The 25158-nt window shown below is 40.5% G+C and carries 24 protein-coding genes; 10 read left to right on the plus strand and 14 right to left on the minus strand.

Annotation, left to right across the window (positions count from 1 at the left end):
* Positions 1–90: 90 nt before the first annotated feature.
* Positions 91–282, plus strand: a complete 192-nt coding sequence (csrA, locus tag BWD47_RS08865) for a carbon storage regulator CsrA (RefSeq protein WP_036970495.1) — start codon at positions 91–93, stop codon at positions 280–282.
* Positions 283–309: 27 nt separating this feature from the next.
* On the opposite strand, the gene BWD47_RS08870 is transcribed toward csrA, so the two are convergent.
* Complete coding sequence (locus BWD47_RS08870) at positions 310–777, minus strand: YcxB family protein (protein WP_036970492.1); 468 nt, start codon at positions 775–777, stop codon at positions 310–312.
* Positions 778–1077: 300 nt separating this feature from the next.
* Between BWD47_RS08870 and BWD47_RS08875 the strand changes: the two genes are divergently transcribed.
* Positions 1078–2004 carry a hypothetical protein gene (locus tag BWD47_RS08875; protein ID WP_075593838.1) on the plus strand — a complete coding sequence of 309 codons (927 nt, stop codon included), beginning with the start codon at positions 1078–1080 and terminating at the stop codon, positions 2002–2004.
* Between the two features lie 51 nt (positions 2005–2055).
* On the opposite strand, the gene BWD47_RS08880 is transcribed toward BWD47_RS08875, so the two are convergent.
* The 3 genes from BWD47_RS08880 to BWD47_RS08890 all read right to left on the minus strand — a co-directional run bounded on the left by BWD47_RS08880 (position 2056) and on the right by BWD47_RS08890 (position 5641).
* The gene (locus BWD47_RS08880; protein ID WP_036970486.1) at positions 2056–5022 is read right to left on the minus strand and encodes a TonB-dependent receptor domain-containing protein; all 2967 of its coding nucleotides are present in this window, start codon (positions 5020–5022) and stop codon (positions 2056–2058) included.
* 201 nt (positions 5023–5223) lie between these two features.
* A complete protein-coding gene (locus tag BWD47_RS08885) occupies positions 5224–5415 on the minus strand; it encodes a hypothetical protein (protein WP_036970483.1) in 192 nt (63 codons plus the stop codon).
* Between the two features lie 52 nt (positions 5416–5467).
* Positions 5468–5641, minus strand: coding sequence for a DUF1328 domain-containing protein (locus BWD47_RS08890; protein WP_036970480.1), 174 nt, complete (start codon positions 5639–5641; stop codon positions 5468–5470).
* 532 nt (positions 5642–6173) lie between these two features.
* On the opposite strand from BWD47_RS08890, the gene BWD47_RS08895 reads away from it, so the two are divergent.
* From BWD47_RS08895 to BWD47_RS20125, 4 genes are all read left to right on the plus strand, one after another.
* The gene (locus tag BWD47_RS08895; protein WP_065978414.1) at positions 6174–6422 is read left to right on the plus strand and encodes an OadG family transporter subunit; all 249 of its coding nucleotides are present in this window, start codon (positions 6174–6176) and stop codon (positions 6420–6422) included.
* Positions 6423–6437: 15 nt separating this feature from the next.
* Positions 6438–8216 carry a sodium-extruding oxaloacetate decarboxylase subunit alpha gene (gene oadA, locus BWD47_RS08900; protein ID WP_036970475.1) on the plus strand — a complete coding sequence of 593 codons (1779 nt, stop codon included), beginning with the start codon at positions 6438–6440 and terminating at the stop codon, positions 8214–8216.
* A gap of 10 nt (positions 8217–8226) precedes the next feature.
* A complete protein-coding gene (locus tag BWD47_RS08905) occupies positions 8227–9357 on the plus strand; it encodes a sodium ion-translocating decarboxylase subunit beta (RefSeq protein ID WP_036970471.1) in 1131 nt (376 codons plus the stop codon).
* 105 nt (positions 9358–9462) lie between these two features.
* Positions 9463–9639, plus strand: a complete 177-nt coding sequence (locus BWD47_RS20125) for a hypothetical protein (protein WP_162898025.1) — start codon at positions 9463–9465, stop codon at positions 9637–9639.
* Between the two features lie 61 nt (positions 9640–9700).
* On the opposite strand, the gene BWD47_RS08910 is transcribed toward BWD47_RS20125, so the two are convergent.
* Positions 9701–11017 carry a peptidoglycan DD-metalloendopeptidase family protein gene (locus tag BWD47_RS08910; RefSeq protein ID WP_036970468.1) on the minus strand — a complete coding sequence of 439 codons (1317 nt, stop codon included), beginning with the start codon at positions 11015–11017 and terminating at the stop codon, positions 9701–9703.
* Positions 11018–11412: 395 nt separating this feature from the next.
* Here BWD47_RS08910 and tyrS point away from each other — a divergent pair, with 395 nt between their 5' ends.
* Positions 11413–12612 carry a tyrosine--tRNA ligase gene (gene tyrS, locus BWD47_RS08915; RefSeq protein WP_065978412.1) on the plus strand — a complete coding sequence of 400 codons (1200 nt, stop codon included), beginning with the start codon at positions 11413–11415 and terminating at the stop codon, positions 12610–12612.
* A 55-nt stretch (positions 12613–12667) separates the two neighbouring features.
* On the opposite strand, the gene BWD47_RS08920 is transcribed toward tyrS, so the two are convergent.
* The 4 genes from BWD47_RS08920 to folE2 all read right to left on the minus strand — a co-directional run bounded on the left by BWD47_RS08920 (position 12668) and on the right by folE2 (position 16034).
* Positions 12668–13621 (minus strand): regulatory signaling modulator protein AmpE, encoded by a 954-nt coding sequence (locus tag BWD47_RS08920; protein WP_075593839.1) that lies wholly within the window; start codon positions 13619–13621, stop codon positions 12668–12670.
* Position 13622: 1 nt separating this feature from the next.
* Positions 13623–14330, minus strand: coding sequence for a 5'-methylthioadenosine/S-adenosylhomocysteine nucleosidase (gene mtnN, locus BWD47_RS08925; protein WP_065978410.1), 708 nt, complete (start codon positions 14328–14330; stop codon positions 13623–13625).
* Between the two features lie 103 nt (positions 14331–14433).
* Positions 14434–15033, minus strand: coding sequence for a DUF2726 domain-containing protein (locus BWD47_RS08930; RefSeq protein WP_036970456.1), 600 nt, complete (start codon positions 15031–15033; stop codon positions 14434–14436).
* Positions 15034–15113: 80 nt separating this feature from the next.
* On the minus strand, positions 15114–16034 hold the full coding sequence (gene folE2 / locus BWD47_RS08935; RefSeq protein WP_075593840.1) for a GTP cyclohydrolase FolE2: 921 nt from the start codon (positions 16032–16034) through the stop codon (positions 15114–15116).
* Positions 16035–16208: 174 nt separating this feature from the next.
* Here folE2 and arcB point away from each other — a divergent pair, with 174 nt between their 5' ends.
* The gene (gene arcB / locus BWD47_RS08940) at positions 16209–18536 is read left to right on the plus strand and encodes an aerobic respiration two-component sensor histidine kinase ArcB (protein ID WP_075593841.1); all 2328 of its coding nucleotides are present in this window, start codon (positions 16209–16211) and stop codon (positions 18534–18536) included.
* A gap of 6 nt (positions 18537–18542) precedes the next feature.
* On the opposite strand, the gene arcA is transcribed toward arcB, so the two are convergent.
* The 5 genes from arcA to trmB all read right to left on the minus strand — a co-directional run bounded on the left by arcA (position 18543) and on the right by trmB (position 23398).
* Complete coding sequence (arcA, locus tag BWD47_RS08945) at positions 18543–19259, minus strand: two-component system response regulator ArcA (RefSeq protein WP_036970449.1); 717 nt, start codon at positions 19257–19259, stop codon at positions 18543–18545.
* A 105-nt stretch (positions 19260–19364) separates the two neighbouring features.
* On the minus strand, positions 19365–19886 hold the full coding sequence (locus BWD47_RS08950) for a YfiR family protein (protein WP_036970447.1): 522 nt from the start codon (positions 19884–19886) through the stop codon (positions 19365–19367).
* Entirely contained in the window at positions 19886–21508 is a 1623-nt protein-coding gene (locus BWD47_RS08955; protein ID WP_036970444.1) for an ATP-binding protein, read from the minus strand. Before BWD47_RS08955 ends, BWD47_RS08950 begins: the two co-directional genes overlap by 1 nt.
* Before the next feature lie 118 nt (positions 21509–21626).
* Positions 21627–22655, minus strand: a complete 1029-nt coding sequence (locus tag BWD47_RS08960; protein ID WP_065978407.1) for a methyltransferase — start codon at positions 22653–22655, stop codon at positions 21627–21629.
* Between the two features lie 17 nt (positions 22656–22672).
* Positions 22673–23398, minus strand: a complete 726-nt coding sequence (gene trmB / locus BWD47_RS08965) for a tRNA (guanosine(46)-N7)-methyltransferase TrmB (RefSeq protein ID WP_074989461.1) — start codon at positions 23396–23398, stop codon at positions 22673–22675.
* A 372-nt stretch (positions 23399–23770) separates the two neighbouring features.
* Here trmB and mutY point away from each other — a divergent pair, with 372 nt between their 5' ends.
* Positions 23771–24847, plus strand: coding sequence for an A/G-specific adenine glycosylase (gene mutY, locus BWD47_RS08970; RefSeq protein ID WP_371915640.1), 1077 nt, complete (start codon positions 23771–23773; stop codon positions 24845–24847).
* A gap of 15 nt (positions 24848–24862) precedes the next feature.
* Entirely contained in the window at positions 24863–25135 is a 273-nt protein-coding gene (locus BWD47_RS08975) for an oxidative damage protection protein (protein WP_036970432.1), read from the plus strand.
* Positions 25136–25158: the final 23 nt, after the last annotated feature.

Here is a 25158-nt window from a genome sequence, read left to right on the forward strand (position 1 = left end):
ATAGAGTTTTTACTTACTTTTAGGTCTAGTTTTCATTAAAATGATTTTGACGCGGAATCTTTTAATTTTTTGGAACATGGGAGCAAGAGAATGCTAATACTAACTCGAAGAGTAGGTGAAACCCTAATGATCGGTGACGAAGTAACAGTTACTGTTCTTGGTGTTAAAGGAAATCAGGTTCGCATTGGTGTAAATGCACCTAAAGATGTCTCTGTACATCGTGAAGAAATTTACATGCGAATCCAAGCAGAGAAATCTAACCCTAATCCGGGTAATGTTTAATCAGCAAAAAGATTTTTTAAGAGCCACTCATTGAGTGGCTCTTTTATTTAGCGCGGTGGTCATTGCTTCGTTTAGCGCTTGCTTTGATAAATACTGCATGCCTTTGTCTGCTTTTAAAATATAACCCCGCTCTGTTTCAATAATCTCATTGATTTGCTGCCAACTTAATTGGTAGCTTTTGTAAGGGTTTTCGGCTTTTACACCCTCATCATCAAAACTAACAGTTACTTCACTGCCTGATGCGCGACTCAGCATTTGCCTAGTGACCCACCAAGGGCGTTTGTAGTAAAACGATAAACACTCAACGATAGCCAGCATAAACATAAAGCTGCCAAGGTAATGGTTTTCAAGCATATAAAAGGCAAGTAACCCTAGGCTTATTAGCAATACTAATAATGGATATTTTGGTTTTGCCTGTGAAGAGTAGGGCAATGACTCATCAAAGCACTCATAGTAATAAGGTTTATCTAGTGTGTAAGTTATACTTAGCGACATTCATGGTACTCACATTATTTGATACATGAAGTTTATCATTTTTAGAAAAAAACTACCGTAGTTGGTTTTCATTTTGTTGTCATTATGAGAGCTTATACCAACCTGCAATATTACTTAATCATTCAGAGGGATTAAACCTGACGCTAGCTGCGTTAAAAGTTTCTATCTAGAACAACGTAATGATGAAGCTTTTCGCCTTGCTATTGCCCGTTTTACCTGTCTCTAAACAGCTTATTTAATTAAGCTGCCTAGAGTTTAAGTGAATGCGTTTAAGTAAATGTGTTTTTAGGCGAAAATATTATGCTCTTTAGCTCATTATCTTTAGCTCTTACAGTGACCACTAACTCGTTTTTAGTTATTGCCGACATGCCTTATACACCGATTGATGAAATTAACCTTGCTAAGCCCAATGGCAAGTTAGCAAAAGCTGTTGCGACTACGCCTCATGGCTTTTTGATGCATTTAGGTGATATGAAATCTGGCTCTCTTGCATGTACCAATGAACTCTTAACAAGCAATAAAAAACTACTTACTTCTCTTTCTTCTCAGCCATTTATTTACACGCCTGGCGACAATGAATGGACCGACTGTGACCGTGCTACGCTAAATCCCCGTTTTGATGAACTTGAGCGATTAAACTACGTTAAAGGATTAATGTATGACGAAGCATACGTTAAAAAAGCGAAGCAGCTAGAGGGCTTTACACAGCAGGCCGATATGCTTGAAAACGCTCGCTGGCAGTTTGACGGAATAGAGTTTCGCACTTTGCATATACCTGGTACGTTTAATGGCCGCTCTCAAATACTAAAAACTGATAAACATGTTGCACTCGATGCGGCCGATACACGAGACAAGCTTAATGTAAATTGGTTAAATCAGGCGTTAGTTAATCAGAGTGCGAAAGCATATGTGTTTGGCTTTCAAGCCGATATCTATCGTTCAACTAAAAAGCAGCCATGCGCTGATTCACGCCGAAGCGACTGCGACGCCTTTAAAGTATATCGAGATGCAATCAATGACTTTGCAAAGCGCACTGATAAGCCGGTGTTGGTAATGCATGGTGATACACCCCCATACTGTCAGCAGCAACTGGCTGATAATTTAACCCGTTTGAATGTACCCGGCGACTTTGAAGTAAGTGATATAGCGAAGGTGAGTTTAGTCGATGGTAATTGGCAAATTAACAGTATGGCGTCAGGGAAAGTATTAACTGTTCAATGTAAGTAAAAAATTAAGTAAAAAAAGAGCGGCTTTATAAGCCGCTCTGGTTTTAAGTTATTAAAACTTTAACTTCACACCCATTTTAAATTGACGACCTAAAACGTCATAGTTACTTGGGAATGTGTTACCTGAGTTTGAGCTTGTATCACCAGCTTCACCGCCCACTACAGGTGGCTCTTTTTCAAACATGTTATCAATACCGAATGTAACATTCATGTATTCGGTAACATGATAGCTGGCAAATAAATCGAAGTAATCGTAGCTTTCAATACTTCTGAATTCTTCAAAAACATTAGGTGCTTCGATTGGCTCAACATCAACACCATCTATATGGCGCCATTGTAATGAAACCGTAAAGTCTTCCCAAATCCAGCTAGTACGTTGTACCCAGCGTAATTCAGAAACAGGATCACAGCTTGTGCTGAAATACCCTTTACAGTCAATAATGCGGGCAGTGCTGGAACTTTGTGATTCTTGAGTTAGGTATTTGTTTACATTACCAGAGAACTGCAATTCGCCCATATCATCAAGCAAAATACCAAAATTAAACCCAAGCTCTACACCCTCGGCGCGTTGGTTTTTTAAGTTGGTCGTAAATTGCTCAATACCCGCGCCAGCAATTGTTAAATCACCCCCAATGCGGTTGATTTTTGCACACTCGTTTGCATCGCCAAGTACATAACATGCATCCAGAATTTCCTGAGCAGAGAAGTTACCAATAATATTATCAATATCAATATCGTAGTAATCGAGTGTAATTGTAAAGTTTTCAACAGCACTGAACTCAGGCGTCCAGACAATACCCGCAGTAAATGTTTCTGCTTCTTCAGCACCAGGTGGGTTTAAAGGATCGCTCCCGCTGATAACTTGCACTTGACCAGATATTACATCTTGTACATTACCTACTTGCGCGTCAGTCATGCCAGTTGAAATACAAAGTTGTCTCAACGTTGCATCAATATTAGCGGCATTTGCGACAGAGCAAGGATCTTGTTGTGCATTGTCTAAGCCTGTGACTACAGGTGATGCAATCTCACCAACATTAGGTGCACGTGTTGCTTGTTGTTGCATTACACGAACAAGTACATCACTTACAGGGCGCCAGTTAAAACCGAGCTTCCAAGTTTCGTTACTACCAACAGTGTCATAGTCTGCCCAGCGGAAACCAAATTCAACATCAAGTGTTTCAGCACCAGGTAACCCATCTAACACAGGTAGGTAACCTTCTAAAAATACCTCATCAACTTTAAAGCCACCCGAAATCGGTAGCTGGTTACCACCGGCTCCCCCTTGGCAGCTTGCAGGGGCAAGTTTTAAACATTCATCCGGTTCAAAAAGGCCTTTTTCGCGACGATTTTCATAACCAAAGCTCATCGAAAGTGGCGCACCTGCACCTGGAATTTCGATAAAATTAATGGCGCCATTAACCGTTGCGGTGAAAATTTCTTGGCTGTATTTTTGCTGTTGCAGGGCGATTGCTTGAGCGTATCCTGCCATTTCTTCAGTGATTGTACCGAAACCACCAAATAAATTGATTGGCACACAGCTAGAATCACCATTTTTACAAGTGACACCATCTGTTGTATCAAGAGCATTTTGAATATTAGTTAGGTTAGTATAGCCGCCACGCACTGTGGTTCTGTTAGATTCACCATATTGGTAGCTAACATCGTATTCCCAGTCATCAAGGAAGAAACCTGTCACACCAGTTACAAGTTGGAATTGCGCACTGTCATAACGTTCTGTTCTTGCGCCAAGTTCTAACGTTCTACGACGAAGTTGAACTTTTAAATAGTCTTCACTATCAACGATACCATTGCCATTGACGTCTTGCCAGTTGCTATCATCTAAGCTTCCAGCTGCCAGAGCTGCTGTTGCTCCGTCAATCATAAATTGTCTAGCTTGGTCACCAATTAGTGGATTAGCAAGCGGTAAGTTGAAGCTTGAACCAAATGTTCCAGATGGTGCGACCTGAGTATCAACACTGGTATTTGTGTAGTTGAAGCTTGAATATACTTTATGCTCATCAGTTAAGTTATATTTAGCAATGGCTGTAGCAGAATAACGCTCTGAAGGTGTTTGGTAGAAGTTATAAGGGTTAAAGTTAAATACACTACAGGTGTCTGGTTGCAATGTTCCGTCATTTCTAAATTGCCCAGAACCTGTTGTACCCGCACCTACAATCGCAAATCTTGTAGGGAATGCAGTTGTTGAACCGCCACTTTCAACAGAGTTTGGACCGCTACAATCTGCTGGTGCTGGAATTGGGGGTTCACCATTGAGGAATTGCTCGTAGTTAGCACCTGTTTTAGTTTCTATACCGAGTAGGCCCAACGGACGGTCACCCAGTAAGATTTGATCACGTTGGCTCCAGCCTAAAGAGAGAACCACATTGCCTTTATCATCTTCTAAATTAGAGCCGATTGTCAGAGCTATGCTGTCTTTATCGCCATCACCATCACCTGTTTCAGAGTGCTTAAAGTCTAAATCAACGCCTTGGAAGTCATCTTTTAAGACTACATTCACAGCACCTGCAATCGCATCTGAGCCGTATACCGCAGAAGCACCACCGGTAATAATGTCAATTCTTTCAATGAGGGCTGTGGGGATTGTTGAGCTATCAACAGACCCATTATAGTTGTATGGAATCATCCGGCGACCATTCATTAACACTAAAGAGCGTTGTGAACCTAAGCCCCTTAAGTTAATGGTTGCTGCACCGCCAGAGCCATTATTTACGTTACTACCGTCTCCAGGGATTGTAGAGGGAAGGGTTCTAAGGATTTGCTCTACTTCAGGTTCTTGTTGATAACCTAGTTCTTTTTCTCCAATTGAAACAATAGGGCTTGCAGAGACCGCACCAGGTTGTCTAATCCGACTACCGGTGACTGATATCACTTCGAGATCTTTTTTTGCTTCAGTTTCTTCTTCGGCTGAACTTGTTGGTGCATACAGTAAAACTGATGACACGAAGCCTGTACTAATTGCTAATCTTATAGCATTAGATAGTTTGCTGGTTAACATTGTTATCTCCCAATAAATTATAGTTGGCTAGAAAACAATGGAATACTGCTGATAGTCCATTCTTAGCAATATCAGCTTAGTATACATATTAGGTAAAAGTAAAAAAATACTTCGTTATTTTGTATATGTTTTTCAAAAATACCAATGCTTTACGAAAAAAAGCGACTTATAAAGCCGCTTTTTTTCGTAAAGTCTCTATTTTTAGCAGTTAGTTTCTTCTGCTTTTACACCTTCTTTAACTTCTTCGCATGCATCTTCTACTGCATTTTGAGCGTCGGTTACTGCTTCATCAATGCGCTCACCAGCTTCTTCTGCTGTGTTGTCTTCACACCCCATAATAAATAAAGCTGAAAATAGGGCGATAGTAGCTGCTTTTAAAGTTGAATTTTTCATAATGAAATTCCTTGTAAATAAATTAGTAAAGTAAATTGCTGTTGGTTTGTTATTACTTAGGTACATTGCCTCTAAGAGCACCTGATATAAGTGAAATAACAAGTAAAACTAAGAATATAAAAAATATGATTTTAGCTATGCCTGCTGCGGCCCCTGCAATACCGCCAAAACCTAACACTGCAGCGATTAGCGCTATAACTAAAAAAGTAACTGTCCAGCGTAACATAATGTTCTCCTTGGTTATTTAATTTCGTTTCGGTTGATTAGACTGAAGCGAGTTCCATACCAAAGTTTTAAAGTCCTTATTTTTCAATTTGTTAGTTTTTTTTCGGTTTTTTTTGTGGCGTGTCGTTTGGTAATTATTACGAGTGATCATGTAACTTATTCATAGTGATAATTTTTCAACTTCTATGCTGAAAGTGGACGCCTGTGAGTATGTTTTCTTGGTAAGACCAATTTAACCTGTATGGCATACAAGTTACCAAACCCCTTGCTTTAGCTGATTTTTACGCTGCTACGTTACACAGTTAACTATTTTTACATATAACTTTTGACTATATTGAGTATTTTTATCGTCTATATTGGGTAGTTAATTGCCGTAATGGCTTGGTGTTAATTAATTGTTTGATGTGTTACCCTGTAATTAATTGGTTTTACCAATTGACAATAAAGCTTTAAAAATAAGTTTTGTTTGTTATTATGAGTGTATAAATATTCAATTTAAGTGTTTTTTTATTCTGAGTAGCGAGGGGAGCAGTATGGATATTGGTGGCTTACTTACAACCGCAGCCAGCTTAATGCTAACGGGTATGGTGGGTGTATTTATCTTTCTCAGTATTTTGATTTCAGCCGTACTGCTGATGTCGAAATTGTTGGGGCGATTTGAAAACTCTGCGAGCTCAGTTCCAGTCCGAACCGCAAAATTACAGCCTCAGCAAGGGGTACCACCGGCACATATTGCAGCTATCAGCGCTGCTATCGCTCAATTTAGAAATAAACAACAATAACGGAGCAGCTTGAACATGGCTAAATTAAAACTAACCGAATTAGTATTGCGTGATGCGCATCAATCTCTCTTAGCAACGCGTATGCGCCTAGATGATATGCTGCCTATTGCCGAAAAGCTTGATCATGCAGGTTATTGGTCTATTGAATCATGGGGGGGAGCTACTTTTGACTCCTGTATCCGTTATTTAGGTGAAGACCCTTGGCAGCGTATCCGTGAGCTAAAGGCGGCAATGCCAAACACTAAACAGCAAATGTTATTACGCGGTCAAAACCTTTTAGGTTATCGCCACTATGCTGATGACGTTGTTGAAAAATTTGTTGAACGCGCCCATAAAAATGGTGTTGATGTATTCCGTATTTTCGATGCGATGAATGATGTACGTAACTTAGAAACGGCGATTAAAGCGGCTGTTAAAGTGGGAGCGCACGCGCAAGGGACTATTTCGTATACGGTAAGCCCTGTTCATACGCTTGATATGTGGTTAAAACTTGCTAAACAATTAGAAGAGCTTGGTTGTCACTCTATTTGTATTAAAGATATGGCGGGTTTATTAAAACCGTATGAGTGTGAGCAACTCATTAAAGGGTTGAAAGAGACAGTTTCAATTCCGATTGCTATGCAATGTCATGCGACTACAGGGCTTAGCACTGCAACATATCAAAAAGCAATTGATGCAGGTATTGATATGCTTGATACCGCAATATCGTCAATGAGTATGACGTATGGCCACAGTGCCACTGAAACAATTGTGTCAATTGTTGAAGGCACAGAGCGCGATACTGAACTCGATTTAAATCAACTTGAAGAAATTGCTGCGTACTTCCGTGATGTTCGCAAAAAGTATGCGGCATTTGAAGGCAGCTTAAAAGGGGTTGATGGTCGAATTTTACTCGCACAAGTGCCTGGCGGCATGTTAACTAACATGGAAAACCAGCTTAAAGAGCAAGGTGCAGCAGATAAATTAGACCAAGTATTACTTGAGATCCCGCGTGTTCGTGAAGACTTAGGGTTCATTCCGCTTGTTACACCCACCTCACAAATAGTAGGAACACAAGCGGTACTTAATGTATTAACTGGTGAGCGTTATAAAACAATCACTAAAGAAACTGCCGGTGTACTTAAAGGTGAATATGGTGCGACACCAGCGCCAATGAATAAAGAGCTGCAAGAACGCGTCCTTGATGGTGCTGAACCGATTACTTGTCGCCCTGCTGATAAACTTGAGCCTGAACTTGAGAAATTAGAAGCCGAGCTTTTAAAAGAAGCCAAAGAGCAAGGCTTAGAGCTTGCTGATGAAGTAATTGATGATGTGCTTACTTATGCATTATTCCCGCAAATTGGCTTGAAGTTTATTAAAAACCGCCATAACCCTGATGCATTTGAAGCAGTTCCAACAGCTGAAACTGCCCAGACTGAAAGTAAACAACCTACGTCAGGCAAAAATGCCGTTAAAGCTGAGCAGTATAGCGTAAAAGTTGATGGGAAAGTTTACGATGTCGTAGTAGCGCAAGGTGGTGAGCTTAAAGAAGTTACTCTTAAAGACAGCGAATTAATTCCACAATCGGCATCAGCGTCAGCGGGTGAAACGCTCAATGCGCCATTGGCGGGTAATATCTTTAAAATTAAGGTAAAGCCGGGCCAAACGGTAAATCAAGGCGATGTGGTTATCATTATGGAAGCAATGAAAATGGAAACCGAAGTCCGTGCTGCACATACAGGCACTGTCGCTGAAATCTTAGTAGCCGAAGGTGACTCAGTTACCACTGGCGATGCTATGATTTCGTTAGCGTAGGGGATAGAAGATGGATGGTCTTTTAAACCTTTGGCATGCAACGGGTATAGCAAACTTTACCTTTCCTGCTTTGATTATGATTGCCGTAGGGTGTTTATTGCTGTATTTGGCAATTGCACGTAATTTTGAGCCGTTGCTGCTTTTACCCATTGGCTTCGGCGCTATTTTGACAAACATTCCAGTTGCTGGGTTATCTGACCCAGGTGGGCTTTTATATTATGTTTATCACATTGGCATCGACTCAGGTGTTTTTCCACTGTTGATCTTTATGGGGGTGGGTGCATTAACAGATTTTAGTGCTTTAATTGCAAACCCTCGCATGTTGTTATTGGGGGCTGCTGCTCAGTTTGGTATTTTTGCAACCTTATTTGGTGCCATTTTACTTAACTTTATTCCAGGTTTTGAGTTTACCCTGCAAGATGCATCCGCTATCGCTATTATCGGTGGTGCAGATGGTCCAACGGCAATATTTTTAGCGTCGAAATTGGCTCCTGATTTATTAGGTGCCATTGCAGTAGCTGCTTATTCGTACATGGCATTGGTTCCTATAATTCAACCGCCCATCATGCGAGCTTTAACAACGCCTGAAGAGCGCCAAATTCAAATGCCACAATTACGTGCTGTGTCGAAAACTGAGAAGATTATTTTCCCGCTTATGGTATTGAGCCTAACTATTTTGTTCTTACCAGCGGCAACCCCTCTTGTTGGCATGTTTTGTTTAGGTAATTTAATGCGAGAGTCTGGTGTTGTTGACCGTTTAAGTAATAGTGCGCAAAACGAGATCATTAACATTACCACTATTTTCTTAGGTCTTGCTGTTGGCTCAAAACTGGCTGCCGATAAGTTCTTAACTGTCGAAACGATAGGTATTTTAGTACTTGGTGCATTGGCTTTTGCCATTGGTACAGCGTCTGGTGTCTTTATGGCAAAAGGCCTCAATAAGATTTCTAAATCACCTATTAACCCGCTAGTAGGGGCTGCTGGAGTGTCAGCCGTTCCAATGGCTGCGCGTGTTGTTAATAAAGTAGGCCTTGAAAGTAACCCGCATAATTTCTTGTTAATGCATGCAATGGGGCCAAATGTTGCAGGGGTACTAGGCAGTGCTGTTGCAGCTGGTATTTTGTTAGCGATTGTAGGTTAATAAATCGATTACACATTTTACTTCCAACCGACTGGCGCAGTAATTTTACTGCGCTTTTTTTTGCCTATAGACTGGTTACATTACCGTCTACATTAGGAAGCCACCATGAATATATTTGTTATCTTACTTTGCTTGTTTATTGCCTTGGTTATTCTGGTGCCGTTACTTGAAAAGTACCATTCAAAACTGGGCCTTGATGGCGCAACTAAATACGCTAAGTACATTTGGCCTCTGGTGATGATCTCAATGGTTATTCAGCTTATTTATTTACTCGTAAGGTAATTTAGGGCCAAGCACAAAAAAGCCGCTACAACGTGCAGCGGCTTTGTCATTATTAATTAGCTTATTTGTTTAAGGCTAATTGCATTTCACGGTTACGCTGTAATTGCGCTAAGAAGTTATCTGCAATAGGTTTAAACTTGGCTAACTCATCACGAGGCAAGGGTTCTGATTTAGGTAGTTTTACCGTTTTAGGGTTACGGTGTACACCATTTACCAAAAACTCATAATGTAAGTGTGGGCCTGTTACACGACCAGTAGCACCGACCGTACCAATTTTTTGGCCTTGCTTCACTTTCTGACCCGTTTTAACCATTTTTTTGTTTAAGTGTAAGTACTTAGTCACGTATTGAGTGCCATGGCTAATAAAAACATAGTTACCGTTGTACTTACTGTAGCCTGCCTTAAGCACTTTACCATTACCAGCTGAAACAACCGGTGTGCCAGTGCGCGCGGCATAATCGATACCGTTGTGTGGCTTAACTGTCTTTGTTACAGGGTGTAAACGGCGTGGGTTAAAGCTAGAGCTAATATATTTAAAGTTAACTGGTGCACGCAAGAAGGCTTTTTTCATGCTACGGCCTTCAGGAGTGTAAAAGTTACCATCTGTATGACGAATTGCTGTGTAGCGCTCGCCTTGGTTAATAAATTCTGCGGCAATAATTTTACCGTCGCCAATGTATTCACCATCAACATAATGTGCTTCGTAAATTAAACCGAATTGGTCGCCATTACGAATATCATTGGCAAAATCGACATCCCAACCAAAAATATCAGCAAAGTTCATAATTTGACGTTCGCTAAGGCCTGCGGCAATACCTGATGTCCAAAAGCTGCTATTAATCTCTCCACCGGCTGATTTACTCAGCGTTTCTATCTCTTTACTATCGATAGAGGTGTCGTAGTTACCTTCTTCGTTTAAGGTAACGTATAAGGTATCTGTTTTTGAGATAACATAGCGAAGCTGTGCTAATGAGCCATCTTCTGCGGTTGCAAAGCTTAATACTTCACCTGGATGAATTTTTGTCAGTTTACGCGTTTCAGCATTTGTATTGATTAGCTTGTGTAATGTTTGTGCTGAAAAACCTGCACGTTTAAAAATAAGTGCTAAATTATCGCCATTGCGAACTTCATGGTCGATAAGGTCGTATTCTGGAAGTTTAGCTGCTGCTTGCTCAGAATTTAATTCAGTCAGTTTTTCGTTATCGTCAACTTTAACTTGTAATTCGTAGCGCTTGCCAATCTCAAGTGCATTCGCACTGTTATCCTTTGATGCGGTGGCTTTTTCCGAAGGTAATAATGCTAAGCCAGCAATAGCAGAAACCAAACCGAGAATAAGCAGTTTGTGTTTTTTGGGGAGTTTGTGCACAACGTGAACCATAACGTGCCTTTTTCTGCTGTCAAGAAAATTAATTACTAATATTGCAGGATATACCTAAAATAGAGCAAATACCAGAGTTTTGTAGATTTAAACTGGCGCTATTTTACGCTAGAATTAGTAGGCGCGTTAAACTTTTTTGATTAAATTTGCAGCAGATGCCAAGAGTTAAACTAATTATGCATTAGTTAACTAAAGTACCTTCATTAAAATGCAATAACGCGGTATAAAGAACAATCACGCGCGCTGCCTTCGGGGCTTTTACTTAACACGGTTAAGTTAGCTTTATTTTTGTGCAGTATTTCTGGCGCTAACTAGCTAAATTTTAATGTTTTAGTTCTATTTTAACCCTAATAGGCCACCACGCCCGGTAAGCTGAATTTTTGGAGTAATACACAGTGGATTTACAAACCGCTCTAGCTGAGATAAAACGCGGTGCAGAAGAGATATTAATTGAAGACGAATTAGTTGAAAAATTAAAGTCTGGTAAGAAGTTAAAGATCAAAGCGGGTTTCGATCCAACTGCGCCTGATCTACATTTAGGTCACACAGTACTTATCAATAAAATGAAAACCTTCCAAGACCTAGGTCATGAAGTGATTTTCTTGATTGGTGATTTCACAGGTATGATTGGTGATCCAACGGGTAAAAACGTGACACGTAAACCGTTAACCCGTGATGACGTGCTTGCAAATGCCGAAACATATAAAGAGCAAGTATTTAAGATTCTTGATCCTGCTAAAACAACGGTTGCATTTAACTCTACGTGGATGGAGACATTAGGTGCTGCGGGCATGATCAAACTGGCTGCGCGTCAAACAGTAGCACGTATGCTAGAACGTGATGACTTTAAAAAGCGTTATGCCGGTGGCCAATCTATTGCAATCCACGAATTTTTATATCCACTTGTTCAAGGTTGGGACTCAGTTGCATTAGAAGCAGACGTTGAACTAGGTGGTACTGATCAACGTTTTAATTTACTAATGGGTCGTGAGTTACAAAAAGACGAAGGTCAAAAGCCACAAACAGTGCTAATGATGCCGCTGCTTGAAGGGACTGACGGCGTACAAAAAATGTCTAAATCATTAGGCAACTACATTGGTATTACTGATGAACCAAACGATATGTTTGGTAAAGTGATGTCAATTAGTGATGAGCTAATGTGGCGTTACTATGACTTACTAAGTGCGTTATCTATTGAAGAAATTGCTGCGCTTAAGCAACGCGTTGCAGAGGGTGTTAATCCGCGTGATATTAAGATTGAACTGGCTAAAGAATTAATTGCGCGTTTCCACAGCGCAGATGCAGCCGAAGGTGCACACCAAGATTTCATCAAACGATTCCAAAAAAATGCTTTACCAGATGAAATCCCTGAAGTGACTGTAACGATCGCTGAAGAGTCGGTCTTTATCACTAATTTGCTAAAAGAAGCAAACTTAGTAGCGAGTACGTCTGAAGCAATGCGAATGATCAAGCAAGGCGCAGTTAAAATTAATGGTGAAGAAAAAGTAACAGATACTAAGCTTGAAGTTGCAAAAGGCACCACTGAGATTTACCAAGTAGGTAAACGTAAGTTTGCAAAGATCACGGTTGCTTAATACTTCCATACTAAGCAAAACAAAAAACCAGCTTCGGCTGGTTTTTTTGTCGCAATTAGTTAACGAGCAATAGTGTGGCTATTTCGATTGCAACGATTGATAGCAGCCAGAATGCTTTTGCTTGATTTAAACGGTTTATAAGCACAGGAATATCATCGGCAGTGGGTAATCGTTCGGTGCCTACACGCATTTTATTGTAACGTTCGCCTTGATAAAGTGCGGGGCCGCCAAGTTGTACGTGTAAGGCTGCTGAGGTCACACTTAATAACCAGCCTGTATTCGTTTGATAAAAATGTCTACCGTAGTATTTAATATAATGAATACTGTGTTTACTGGCATTGGTTGCCGCAATCGTGATGGCAACTAATCGAGTGGGTAGCCACTCAAGGACAAATAACAGCTTTGCGATAGGTTTTAAAAATGGACTATTTGGCTGTTGCTTTTTACGCCATGATTGGTGAATAAGCGTTAATAAACGATAAACGATTGCGCTAATAGGCCCGCCGATTAAATAAAAGAATATAACGGCAAAATAATGCCTCGCACTTTGCAGCACCAATGACTCCATGGTGGCTTTACAGATACCTGGCGATGAAAGTCGTGACACATCACGTGCAACCAAACTCGATAGTAGCTCTTTTGCGATAGCTTTTTGATTTTGTTTTATGAGTCTAGCAATACGCAGCGACTTCTTTTCTTGTAAGCGGCTACTTAGCAGTAAATATAAGATTAAGCCATTCAGTAACTCGGGGTAGAAAGCAAACTCTAAGAACAATACAACAAGAACGACAATCACTAAAACGGTCAAAGTAAAGGCAAGGGTAGAGGCAAGATATTGATAACTCGTGGGGTTTGAACGGTTATATAAACGCTCTCCCAAGGCTGCGAATATAATGCTTAAAAAAGTGTTGGGGTGATACCAGCTAACTAAGGGGAAAAAGCGCTCAGCAAGGAGCGCTATAAAAAATACAATAATGTCCAAATGGGTTTGAACAAAATGTGTAATCACCTTATAAACTCACCGAGGTCAGTTTTTCTAATAGGGCCACAACCATTTTTGATGAATTAATTGATGCTGTTTCAATGTACTCTTCAAATGACTGCGGTGATTCTTTACCCGCTATATCTGACATAGAACGAATAACCACAAACGGCGTTTCAAGTACGTGGCAAGCTTGAGCAATTGCAGCGCCTTCCATTTCTACGGCAAGCATTGTTGGAAATTCAGCACGTGTTTTTTCTATACGTACCGGGTCACACATAAACGAGTCGCCAGTACAAATTAGGCCAATCATGGTCTTAACATCACTGATTTGGCTAACGCTTTGTTCTGCAGCTTCAATCAGTTTTGGGTGAGCTGCAAAACCAGCAGGCATTTGTGGTACTTGACCGATTTCGTAACCAAACGCAGTAACATCAACATCGTGGTGACGCACTTCAGATGAAATAACCACATCACCCACATTTAATGACGGTTCAAAGCCACCCGCAGAACCGGTGTTGATCACACAATCAGGTGTAAAGTTATCAATGAGTAACGTGGTCGCTACCGCAGACGCCACTTTACCGATACCAGACTGAACAAGTGTTACTTTATTACCTGCTAATTCGCCTGTGTAGAATGTAAACCCTGCTTTTGTCATCGTGCTTGGGTTTGCCATTGCTTCGCGTAAAATTTTTACTTCTGGCTCCATCGCGCCAATAATACCAACGTGCATAATATTTGATTCCTTAGATTGAATAGGATGATTATACCTAAAAATGTATAAAACAAACAAAAAAGCAGACCCGAAAGTCTGCTTTTGCCACTATTATGACAACTTATATTTCAGCAAGTGCGGTAGAGCTCGTATGAGCTTTTGCTTGAGATGGCGACAATACTGCAGGCTTTGTAACACGGTTGCGTGTTGGTCTTATCGGCGCTGCTGCAGGTTTCCCTAGCTTAAACATAATCGCATCACGGACTTCCCTTGGTTGATAACCCGATTTCACCTTCATACGAATATGAGGAATGCCAGCCGCTTCTAATGCGCCACTAACAAACCAATCTCGCTGTGCTTTATGACCGTCTTTGTTGGTATTATTTACTAAATCAACCGCTGCAACGATTGTTAGCTTTTCTTTATCGATAAGCACATAATCTAATTGCTTACCTTTTGCCTTCGTCATGGCTGCTCGCTTTGCTTTAACAGATAAGCCTTGCTTGCAGTCAATTAAATCGATTAGTTTTACGCGGCTTACAATTTTGTATTGATCGCCAACGGCACGTTCAAGAAGGTTTAAAAAAGCACTTTCAACTTGAGTAAAAACACTTTGTTTACGAGTGAAAGGGTACGGGTTTCCGCCATCATCGCTGAACTTTGACGCAACAACAGAAGCCACTACGACTAAAACTAAAATTGATAATAAAGCGAATTCCATAAGGTAACTCCACAACAACAAATTGACACTGAAATATAAAAGCAATATGTGTGCCTAAGTGTCGGGAGTTACCAAATTATTTAAGCAGTATAACCGCCAGCAACTCCTTTTACGGCAATTGCAACAGCATCATGCGCATGAAGTGATTCGTAGTGGTTGATTTGCAACCAGTAATCGGCATACTCTTGCTCTTCTAACAGCCCTTTGATTTTACGAGCGGCGTCTTCACAGAACATCAGGTTTTGGCCATTTAAACGTGCAAATTCTTGCTCGTCTTCACGTTTAACTGCCGCTTGCACAGGGGTTTTTAATTCACCTTCTAATGCATCTATTAAGCCAACCACATCAAAGCTGGTGAGAGCGTTATCAAGCTTCACTTTCACATTTGCAATTGATCGCTGAGAGTGGGGTGTGGCGACAATCCCTTCTGTTGTGCCCAGCCAGTTTAAAACCATTTGTTTATCAATTTGTTGCTCTGCAAATTTTTCATCAAATGCATGTTGAATTAATTGCCTTGCGAGTGCAGCTGAGCATGGGCAAGTCGATGAGTAAGTGACATCAACCATTAGCTCAAAGCTTAATACACCTTGATTAATTTTGGCTATTAGGTGGATTGGGTAGTTTTTCCAACCCACTTTGCCACTCAACAAAGACTCACGACGCAATGGAAGCTCAAACTTAAATTCAATTTGTGCTTGGTCACTTAAATCATCATGGCTACTAATAAAGGTATCAAGTGCCTGAGCAAGTGTTTGTGGGTTCACTTGCTGTTCAGTTGATAAGGTATCGAGTGCTAAAAATAAGCGCGACATGTGAATGCCTTTCGCATCTTCTTTATGTAAATTTACAAATGCGCGTGCTTTAGCAACTACATTTACAGGGGCAATATTGCGAGATTCAAAAATGAAAGGAAGTTCAATTTCGCCCATGCCAACCCAGTCTAATTTTCCTGTTCGTAAGGCGGGAGCCGTATCAGCAATATCTGGCATCGTGGTCTGCATGGTAATACTCATTCTTTGCAATTATTAAAGCGCGGTATTTTACATGAAAAAATATAAAAAACGCGGCGTTGATGAAAAAATTCTGTGTTTATCGCACAATATGAATATTTCATAAGGAATAGTGATAAAATTAGCTATGCTGTTTTTTTTAGATTATGTGCCTAAGCTTTATCTATGATTGATTCTTCTTTGAGTCCGTGGGCTCGCACACTCTCAAGCTTTATATCAAAATACGGTGAATTCAAAACCGCCGCAGCTTGCTATGCCCTGTTATTGGTTATGTCTTTAATATTGTCGTGTATGTTTTACTACGTGGCAGTTGGAACCGTAACCTTAGTTGATGTATTGGCTGTAATGTTTTTTACGGCTGTCGTATCGCCAATTTTAATTTCTGTATTGTTAAATTCTATTCGTCAGTTAGAAGCGTCATACAGTTACTTAGACAGTGCAACCAAACAAGAAAAGCTCTTAAACCAAACGTTAAAAGACAATATTAGTCGCCTTAATGAAGAAATTGACGAACGTAAAATGGCGTTTCATGCCAAGCACCGAGCAATTGAAGAGTTAAGACGAGAAATTGCCGAGCGTAAGAAAACACAACAAGAGTTAGCACAACAGGGCATGTTACTTCGCTCTATTGTCGACTCCTCACCCGATTTATTCTACTACCGTGATAACAATGGTGTGTTCGCTGGGTGTAATAAAATGTTTGAAGAGGTGATTGGTAAAAGTAGCGAAGACCTGATTGGCAAAAGTGTCGAAGAAATTTACCCAAGCGATTATCTACCTGAAGTATTACGCACCGACAAAAAAGTGTCGCAGACTCATCAAGCACTCACTTTAGACGTTGAATACCCTGTAGCAGGGGAGAAACGTTGGTTTGAAATGCGTAAATTGCCGTTTATTAATGAAAAAGGTGAATACATAGGCTTACTTGCGTTCGGTCGTGATATCACCAGCCGTAAAGAAGCTGCTCAAGCGCTAGAGGCAGCCTACAAAGATAAAGGGAAATTCATTGCTACTCTGAGCCATGAATTAAGAACCCCACTTAATGGCATTGTTGGTTTAACCCGCATGCTACTCGATACTGAGCTCGATAAGCAGCAACGAAGCTGGTGTAATACGGTGTTCTCAAGTGCTGAAACGCTGGGTAATATCTTCAATGATATTATAGATTTAGATAAAATTGACCGTGAGCAACTTGATATTGTAGCCGATTCAGTGAATGTTGCAGACTTTATTAATGATGTTGTGAACTTTGCGGGTTTAATTGCTGAACAAAAAGGCCTCGACTTTAATATCAAGCGTAAAGGCACGCTTGATGTGTATGCGTCTTTAGATCCGACCCGCCTTCGCCAAGTTGTTTGGAACCTTATTAATAATGCGGTGAAATTTACCCAGCAAGGTCATGTAGAACTCGAATGCCGCCGTGAAAATCGCCCTGATGGGCCTTGGTTAGTAATGCGAGTGAGTGATACAGGACAAGGGATCCCTCAAGAGCAGCTACACCGTATTTTTGACATGTATTATAAAGCGCCAGATATAAATGGCACCAACGCAATTGGCTCGGGAATTGGTTTAGCCGTAACTAAAGCGTTGGTTAGTGCCATGAAAGGTGAAATACATGTTAGCAGCACAGAGGGCGAGGGCAGTGTATTCGTGGTAGAAATCCCCCTTAAACTTTGTATTGCGCCAACCGAGCAAAGCTATGCAGTTCGCAGCTTAAACATTTTGTTAGTTGAAGATGTGCCATTAAATGCTGAAATAGCAACTAACCTGTTAGAGCAGCGTGGTCACGAAGTTATTTGGGCTGAAACCGGTGAAGATGCGCTGTCGTTTGTTTACACCGAGGATGATTTAGACTTAGTGCTATTAGATATGCAATTACCCGACATTAATGGTGATGAAGTAGCAAGGCAAATTCGTTATGATGAGCATTTTGATAACTTACCGATAGTCGCCCTTACCGCCAACGTAAGAAGCGCCGAAGAGGAGCTCGCAGGTATAAGTATTCAAGGTGCATTAGCAAAACCAATTAACACCACGAAGCTTGATAAAATGCTGGGTGAGCTATTTGATATTAAACAGCAAAAAGTACCTGACTCTGCATCTGTTAAAGCCGCTAAGCCGAAAGATCTTTCCGGTATCAAAGTAGAATTACTCGACATTGAAACCATTGAAGATTTTGTTGGCTCTATGGGGTTAGAGGTGTTTAAACGCAGCGCTGCGTTATTTGCTAAGCTTAACCCGCAGTATCAAACAGAATTAGCCGATGCTCTGGCTATAGACGACAGAGAAGAATATAAATCGGTAGCCCATAAGCTAAAAGGTGCTGCAGGTTCTGTTGGTTTAAACGATGTGCAATTACATGCTAAAAAGATGGAACACGGTGCGCTTGATGAGAGTGCAGAAGAACTGCAAGAGTGGTTAAGTGTTTTAGCAGATAAAATAAATGAAGGGCATGAAGCCCTCCAATTATTTTTACAACAGTTAGAAGATTAGTTCTAATTAGTTGTCAATTTTACCAATGAAGCGGTAGCCTTCACCATGGATGGTGCTGATAAGCTCAGATGTGCTGTTATCGCTTTCAAAGTGTTTTCTAATACGACGAATTGTTACATCAACTGTACGGTCGTTAGCACGTAGCTCGCGGCCAGTCATATGCTTAATAAGTTGCTCACGGCTAAAGATACGGCCAGGAGAATCAAGCATTAAGCGTAACGCACGGTATTCACCTTTAGGCAGACGTTTAGCATCGCCACTTGGTGATGTTAAACAACGGCTGTTTTCATCAAGTTCCCAACCGTTAAATGTAATAACACCATTTGTTTCGATATTAGCTTCTTCGCCACCTAACGCTGTACGAGAGATTAGGTTGCGCGCACGAATCGTTAGTTCGCGAGGGTTGAACGGCTTAGTGATGTAATCATCTGCACCAATTTCAAGACCTAGAATACGGTCAACGTCGTTGTCACGACCTGTTAAGAAAATCAGGCCAACATTGCGTTTTTGACGTAATTCACGAGCTAAGATTAACCCGTTTTTACCTGGTAGGTTGATGTCCATAACTACAAGGTTCACATCATCATTATTTGTAAGCTTGTCATGCATATCATCGCCATCAATGGCTTCAATAACTTTGTAACCTTCAGCTTCAAATAAACTAACGAGGTTTAGTCGAGTTACGTCTTCATCCTCTACGATCAGAATGACTGGCGTTTGCATTGTATATTAACCTTTTCGGAAATTTTATTTACAAAAATTCGGTATTATCAAGCAAAACCGAATACTAGAGATTATAGGAGTAGATCCAATTGTTAACAAGTAAAATCAATTTGGATAAAACTTAGCCATAGCTAACAATCGAGATTGCACTTTAAAGTTCTGCTGCAATACGTGCTGCTTATTGATATACAGTCGGATTTTATTCCCTTCTTGAACCAGAGAGGCTATGCCGCCGTTTTCTAAAAAACTGATACTTTCACCTATTGTTAAAGTATCCAATGAAATTGTATCGGTCCAAAGTGGAAGTATATCATTTTCTAATGTTTCATCAATGTATGTGATATCACAAAGTTGAGAAAGTTCAGAAATTTGCTGAGTTTTTTTAACTAATATCACATTAATTGGTTTGTTGTTAATTTGCAGTTCATCTCGGTCCTTCATAAATGCACCAGGACCACTATTTAAACTGTAAAAACAAAATGACACAGGGCGTGCAGTGTCATCATGTGTGAACTCAACAAACTTCGCAATTTGAAATAAAAATGCCGATTTTACTTGGTCAGGTGACTTAGCCTGCGCGGGGTATGTTATAAGCACTAATACAAATAGATAAAAGAGCGCTCTCATTAAACTGCACCTTCGTTCAATGGCAGAGTAATAATAAAGTGAGCGCCTTCATTACTTAGCTCATCGTAAATAATGCTGCCCCCTAATGCTTGGGTAACTAAATTATAAACGAGGTGCATGCCTAGACCACTTCCACCTTCGCCACGTTTGGTGGTAACAAAGGGATCAAAAATTCGTTTTTTAATCGATTTGTCTACCCCAACGCCATTGTCGAAATAATGAATGACTAAGCTGCTCTCATTACGCTCAACGTCAAAGGTTATTTCGTTATTTTGATTGTCAGTAAAAGCGTGTATCACGGAGTTACTTAACAGTTGTTGTAAGATCTGTTGCAGCGGCCCTGACTTTGTTTCGATGCTAATGTCGTGACTGCAATTAATGTTTACTTTAGGGCTGCGGTATTCAATTTCTGAACGCATTGAGAGCACAACATCACTTAATAGGTTATGTAAGTTAACCAGAGAAGTCATTTCGCCATCTTGGTTTACAGCCACCTTTTTGAAGCTCGACACCAGTTCGGCAGCGCGGTTGAGGTTACGATAAATTAAGTCGAGGTTTTCAATGCCATCATCTATAAAGCGTTTTAAATGTGCCGATGTTAAGGTTTTTTGTTCAAACAGCGTATTGATTTCAGCCAGCTTGTCACGCAACAGCGTCGACCCGGTTATCCCCAGACCAATTGGGGTGTTAACTTCGTGTGCGACCCCTGCAACCATTTGGCCCAACGAAGCCATTTTTTCGTTTTCAACGATTTGGTTTTGATATTGATGCATTCGCTCAAGGGTGTTGAGTAGCTCTTGGTTTGCTTCACGAAGGGCAATGGTTCGCTGATTTACTTTTTCTTCAAGGCTTTGGTTGAGTTGTTTTATCTCTTGTTTGTCTTTTTCATGGCGCTCAATTTGTTTTTGAGTGCGCGCAAGCATGATGTTTAAGCTGCCCGCGAGTTGATTTATTTCATCAATATTGGTTTTTTGCGCGCGCGTTTCATAATTATGATTTTTAGAAACGTCTTGCAGTAACACACTCAGCTCATCAATGGGGTTTGCAATACGCTTTTGAATACTTCGCGCAACAAAAAACACTAATACCAATACGAACAGCGTCAGTAGGATATCAATCATAATTTTATGATTAATGTATTCATTTAATCGGTCTAGACCACCGCGAATATACACATAGCCAATGGTGTTCCCCTCGTAAACGATAGGGGTAACAAGCTCAATAACCTTATCTTTAACATTAGGTACTAATAAGTCATTAATACTACCTACTTTAATTGGAACGGGCGGTGTTTTGCTGGCGTTAAAGCTACTGAAAAAAACCGGTTCATTAGAAAGCTCGTCAATAGAGTAAATATGAATGTTTTTTATTAAAGGCACTGACTCAAATGATTTTAAGCGCTCAGTTTCTGTTTCGTTATCGTCGAATAGCACGGTAACTTGTGCGTTGTATGCGACAATTTTAGATAAAATAGTAATCTTATCGATGATGAGTGATTTTTGCTCTTTTACATCAAGGTAGGTCGAAATAGAAATAGATAGCGACAAACAGAGTGCGGTAACTAACATTACTGCGTTAGTTAAAGCTTTGCGAATACTTGTTTGTGCAGAGAATATTGACATGCGCTGTCTAAAGCCAATCTTTTTAGTATTATTAGTAACTTCTTAGTCTAGCAAAGACAACAAAAAGTAACTAAATAATAAGAAAAATATTTCAACAACCAATATTAATTAACGAAAACTAAGCCGCTGAGTAAACTGAAAACTTAGTATTTTTGAAGTCAGTTGTGTATTGACCAAATTGTGCTTCAAGAATAGGAGGGTATTTCAAAAAGCTGTTCGCGACGATTGTAAGCTTACCCTGTTTAGTAAGGTGTTGTTTTGCATTAGCTAAAAACGCTTCAGCAATTGTGTAGTCGGTCGCAATGCCGGTATGAAAAGGTGGATTACTGATTATTAAATCAAATTTACCATCAATACTTTCAAGACCATCACTTAATATTGCGTCACCTTGTAAATTGTTTAACGCAAGAGTCTGTGTGGTTGCATAGGTTGCAAGTGCGCTGACATCACTGCAAGTAAACACAAGGTCAGGGTGTTTAATTCCTAGATAGGCGGCAATTACACCGGCCCCACAAGCAAAATCGAGTACTTTACCTTTACTGATATTAGGGGCGTTATTTAATAACACAGCGGTCCCTACATCGAGTGCGCCATGGTTAAATACTCCCGGTACACTGATAGCGGTAAATTCAAGATCGCCCGCTTTAACTTGAAATGGCTTGTGGTAACGGCTGATATCAAAACTATCGTTTAATGTCAGCTCAGAAAAAAGGTATAGAATACAGTGTTTGGCGCTATCGATTTTGTTACTAAAACCACATAAATCCTTAAGCTGCTTTTCTGCTGACTTAACGCCACCTTTGTTTTCACCAACAATAAGAAGCTGTGCATCTTCTTTACAAATAGCGCGAATATTATCAAGACACATTAAAGCTTCAGGCTTCGCTTTAGGGTAGTAATAGATAACTAAGTCGTAATTCCCTTCAGGAATAGTGTGATCAACCACCGCGCGTATGCCATTAATTTTACTGGCATACTGTGCATTTGCGTGGTTATAGCTAAATGCAGTTATGGCCGCATTTGGGTTTAATGCTTTTAGCTCTCGTAAAAAGCCATCTTGTTCAAAGTTAACCACTAAAATGGATTGCCCAACTAACTCTTCGTCGTTGCGAAGTAATAATAAACTGGGGTTGGTTAACTTACTCATTCTGGCTTTACCTTATGTTACTTCGTACGTTCAAACATTAAATCCCATACACCGTGACCTAGACGGTGACCGCGTTGCTCAAATTTAGTCAACGGGCGAGAATCAGGGCGAGGAACATAATCGTTTGTTTCAGATTGGTTTTTGTAACCTTCTGCAACTTGCATAACTTCTAGCATGTGTTCTGCGTAATTTTCCCAGTCTGTTGCCATATGGAAAACCCCACCTATTTTCAACTTGCTACGTAGTTTTTGTGCAAATTCAGGTTGCACGATACGACGCTTGTGGTGACGCTTTTTATGCCATGGATCAGGGAAAAACAGTTGCAGCTTAGATAAGCTTTCATCGGCAATACAGTCAGCCAACACTTCAATAGCATCGTGCTCAAATACACGTAGATTGGTAATACCCGCTTCATCGGCATCCATTAAACATGCACCCACACCTGGGCGATGTACTTCGATACCAATAAAGTTTAACTCAGGGGCATTTTTGGCCATTTCAACAAGTGATTTACCCATACCAAAGCCGATTTCTAATACGATATCGTTATCGTTACCAAAGACGTCTTTCAGGTCGAGCATGCCGTTTTTATGCTCAAGGCCCATTGTTGGCCAACACTTTTCGATGGCGGCTGCTTGGCCTTTAGTTAGGCGACCTTCGCGCTTAACGAAACTACGAATAGTGCGGATATATTTACCCTCTTGCTTTGCTTGCTCGAGGTTAGGGTTACTTGAGTCATTCATATAATTTGGCCTGATAAAAACACGGACTATAGAAAAAGGGTGCGTATTATCCCTGACCAGCGCCTTGAGTACAATAGTTAGGACCTGTTTATCTTTCGAGATTAATTTTGCTGTAGTGAATTTGATATTGAGGCATGGCGGAGTTTATGACGTGGAGAGGGGGCATAATTGGCAAAAGCGCTGTGTCGCTGTTAATTACGCGAATAAATATGCGAAGCGCTTTTGCTCTATTTAAGGACGGATTAACACTTATATTAACTCTTATTTAATCCTGTAAGGGTAACACGCCTCGATGCTGGGTTTTCACTTGCTTGGCCTAACTAACTGCAATAGACTGAGCCGCAATGAGCTTCAGCAAGTAAAGATGTTATTTTGAATTTAAGCAATAAGGAGTCAACTTGGTTTGCTAACCAAGTGGTTGACTGGTATCACCTTCATGGTCGTAAGACACTGCCATGGCAGTTAAATAAAACCCCTTACAAAGTATGGATCTCCGAAGTGATGTTGCAACAGACGCAAGTGATCACTGTTATCCCATACTTTGAGAAGTTTATGCAAAGCTTCCCTGATATTATCGCGCTCGCTAATGCTGATGAAGATCAGGTATTACATCACTGGACTGGGCTTGGTTATTACGCCCGTGCCCGTAATTTACATAAAACAGCAAAAATAGTCCGTGATAAATACCAAGGCAAGTTTCCTACAACCCTCGAAGAAGTCATGGATTTACCTGGCATTGGCCGCTCGACTGCAGGCGCTATTTTATCGTTATCGCTGGGTCAACATCACCCTATTTTAGATGGTAATGTTAAGCGGGTTCTTGCGCGGTTCTTTATGGTTGAGGGCTGGTACGGGGTTAAAAAAGTTGAAAACCAGCTTTGGTCGTTATCGTCTCAGTTAACCCCCAAAGAGTCGGTTACTGAATTTAACCAAGCCATGATGGACTTAGGAGCAAGTCTTTGCTCTCGCAGTAAGTTTGATTGTCAGCCATGCCCGTTAAAGAGTAAATGTCAGGCATTTAATCAAGGTAAAGTGAAAGAGTTTCCACACTCAAAACCTAAAAAAGCGGTGCCTAAAAAAGCGTGTCATCAACTTATTTTAGCCTGTGACAATAAAGTATTAATGGAAAAGCGGCCAAGTAGCGGTATTTGGGGAGGTTTATTTGGCTTTTTTGAATTTACCGAGTACAGCGAGTTAGAACACTTTTTAGCACAACATGGTTTAACTGGTAACACGCAAGCACTTGAGGCATTTACCCATGTATTCTCGCATTTTGAATTAACCATTAACCCACATGTGCTAACCTTACCGGCAATTCCTGATTTTATTAACGAGCACCAACTTGTTTGGTATCCGCTTGACGAATCGGTTGAAGTTGGGTTGGCTGCACCCACTAAAAAGCTGGTTAAACAATTAAGCACAATAGATTACAATAGCATCACGCAATAAGAGTAGAGAGCAATTATGGCACGTACAGTATTTTGTCAAAAGTTACAAAAAGAAGCTGAAGGCTTAGGCTTCCAACTATACCCAGGTGAGCTTGGTGAAAAGATTTTCAACAACATCAGCAAAGAAGCGTGGGGCCAATGGCAGCATAAGCAAACAATGCTGATCAATGAAAAACATTTAAATATGATGGACCCAGAGCACCGTGCTTTTTTAGAAGAGCAAATGGTAGGGTTTTTATTTGAAGGTAAAGACGTAGAAATAGAAGGCTACCGTCCACCTGAAAAATAATAGAAAAGGGCCAAAAGGCCCTT

The organism is Pseudoalteromonas sp. PAB 2.2 (genome assembly GCF_001938575.1).
Lineage (GTDB): Bacteria > Pseudomonadota > Gammaproteobacteria > Enterobacterales > Alteromonadaceae > Pseudoalteromonas > Pseudoalteromonas lipolytica.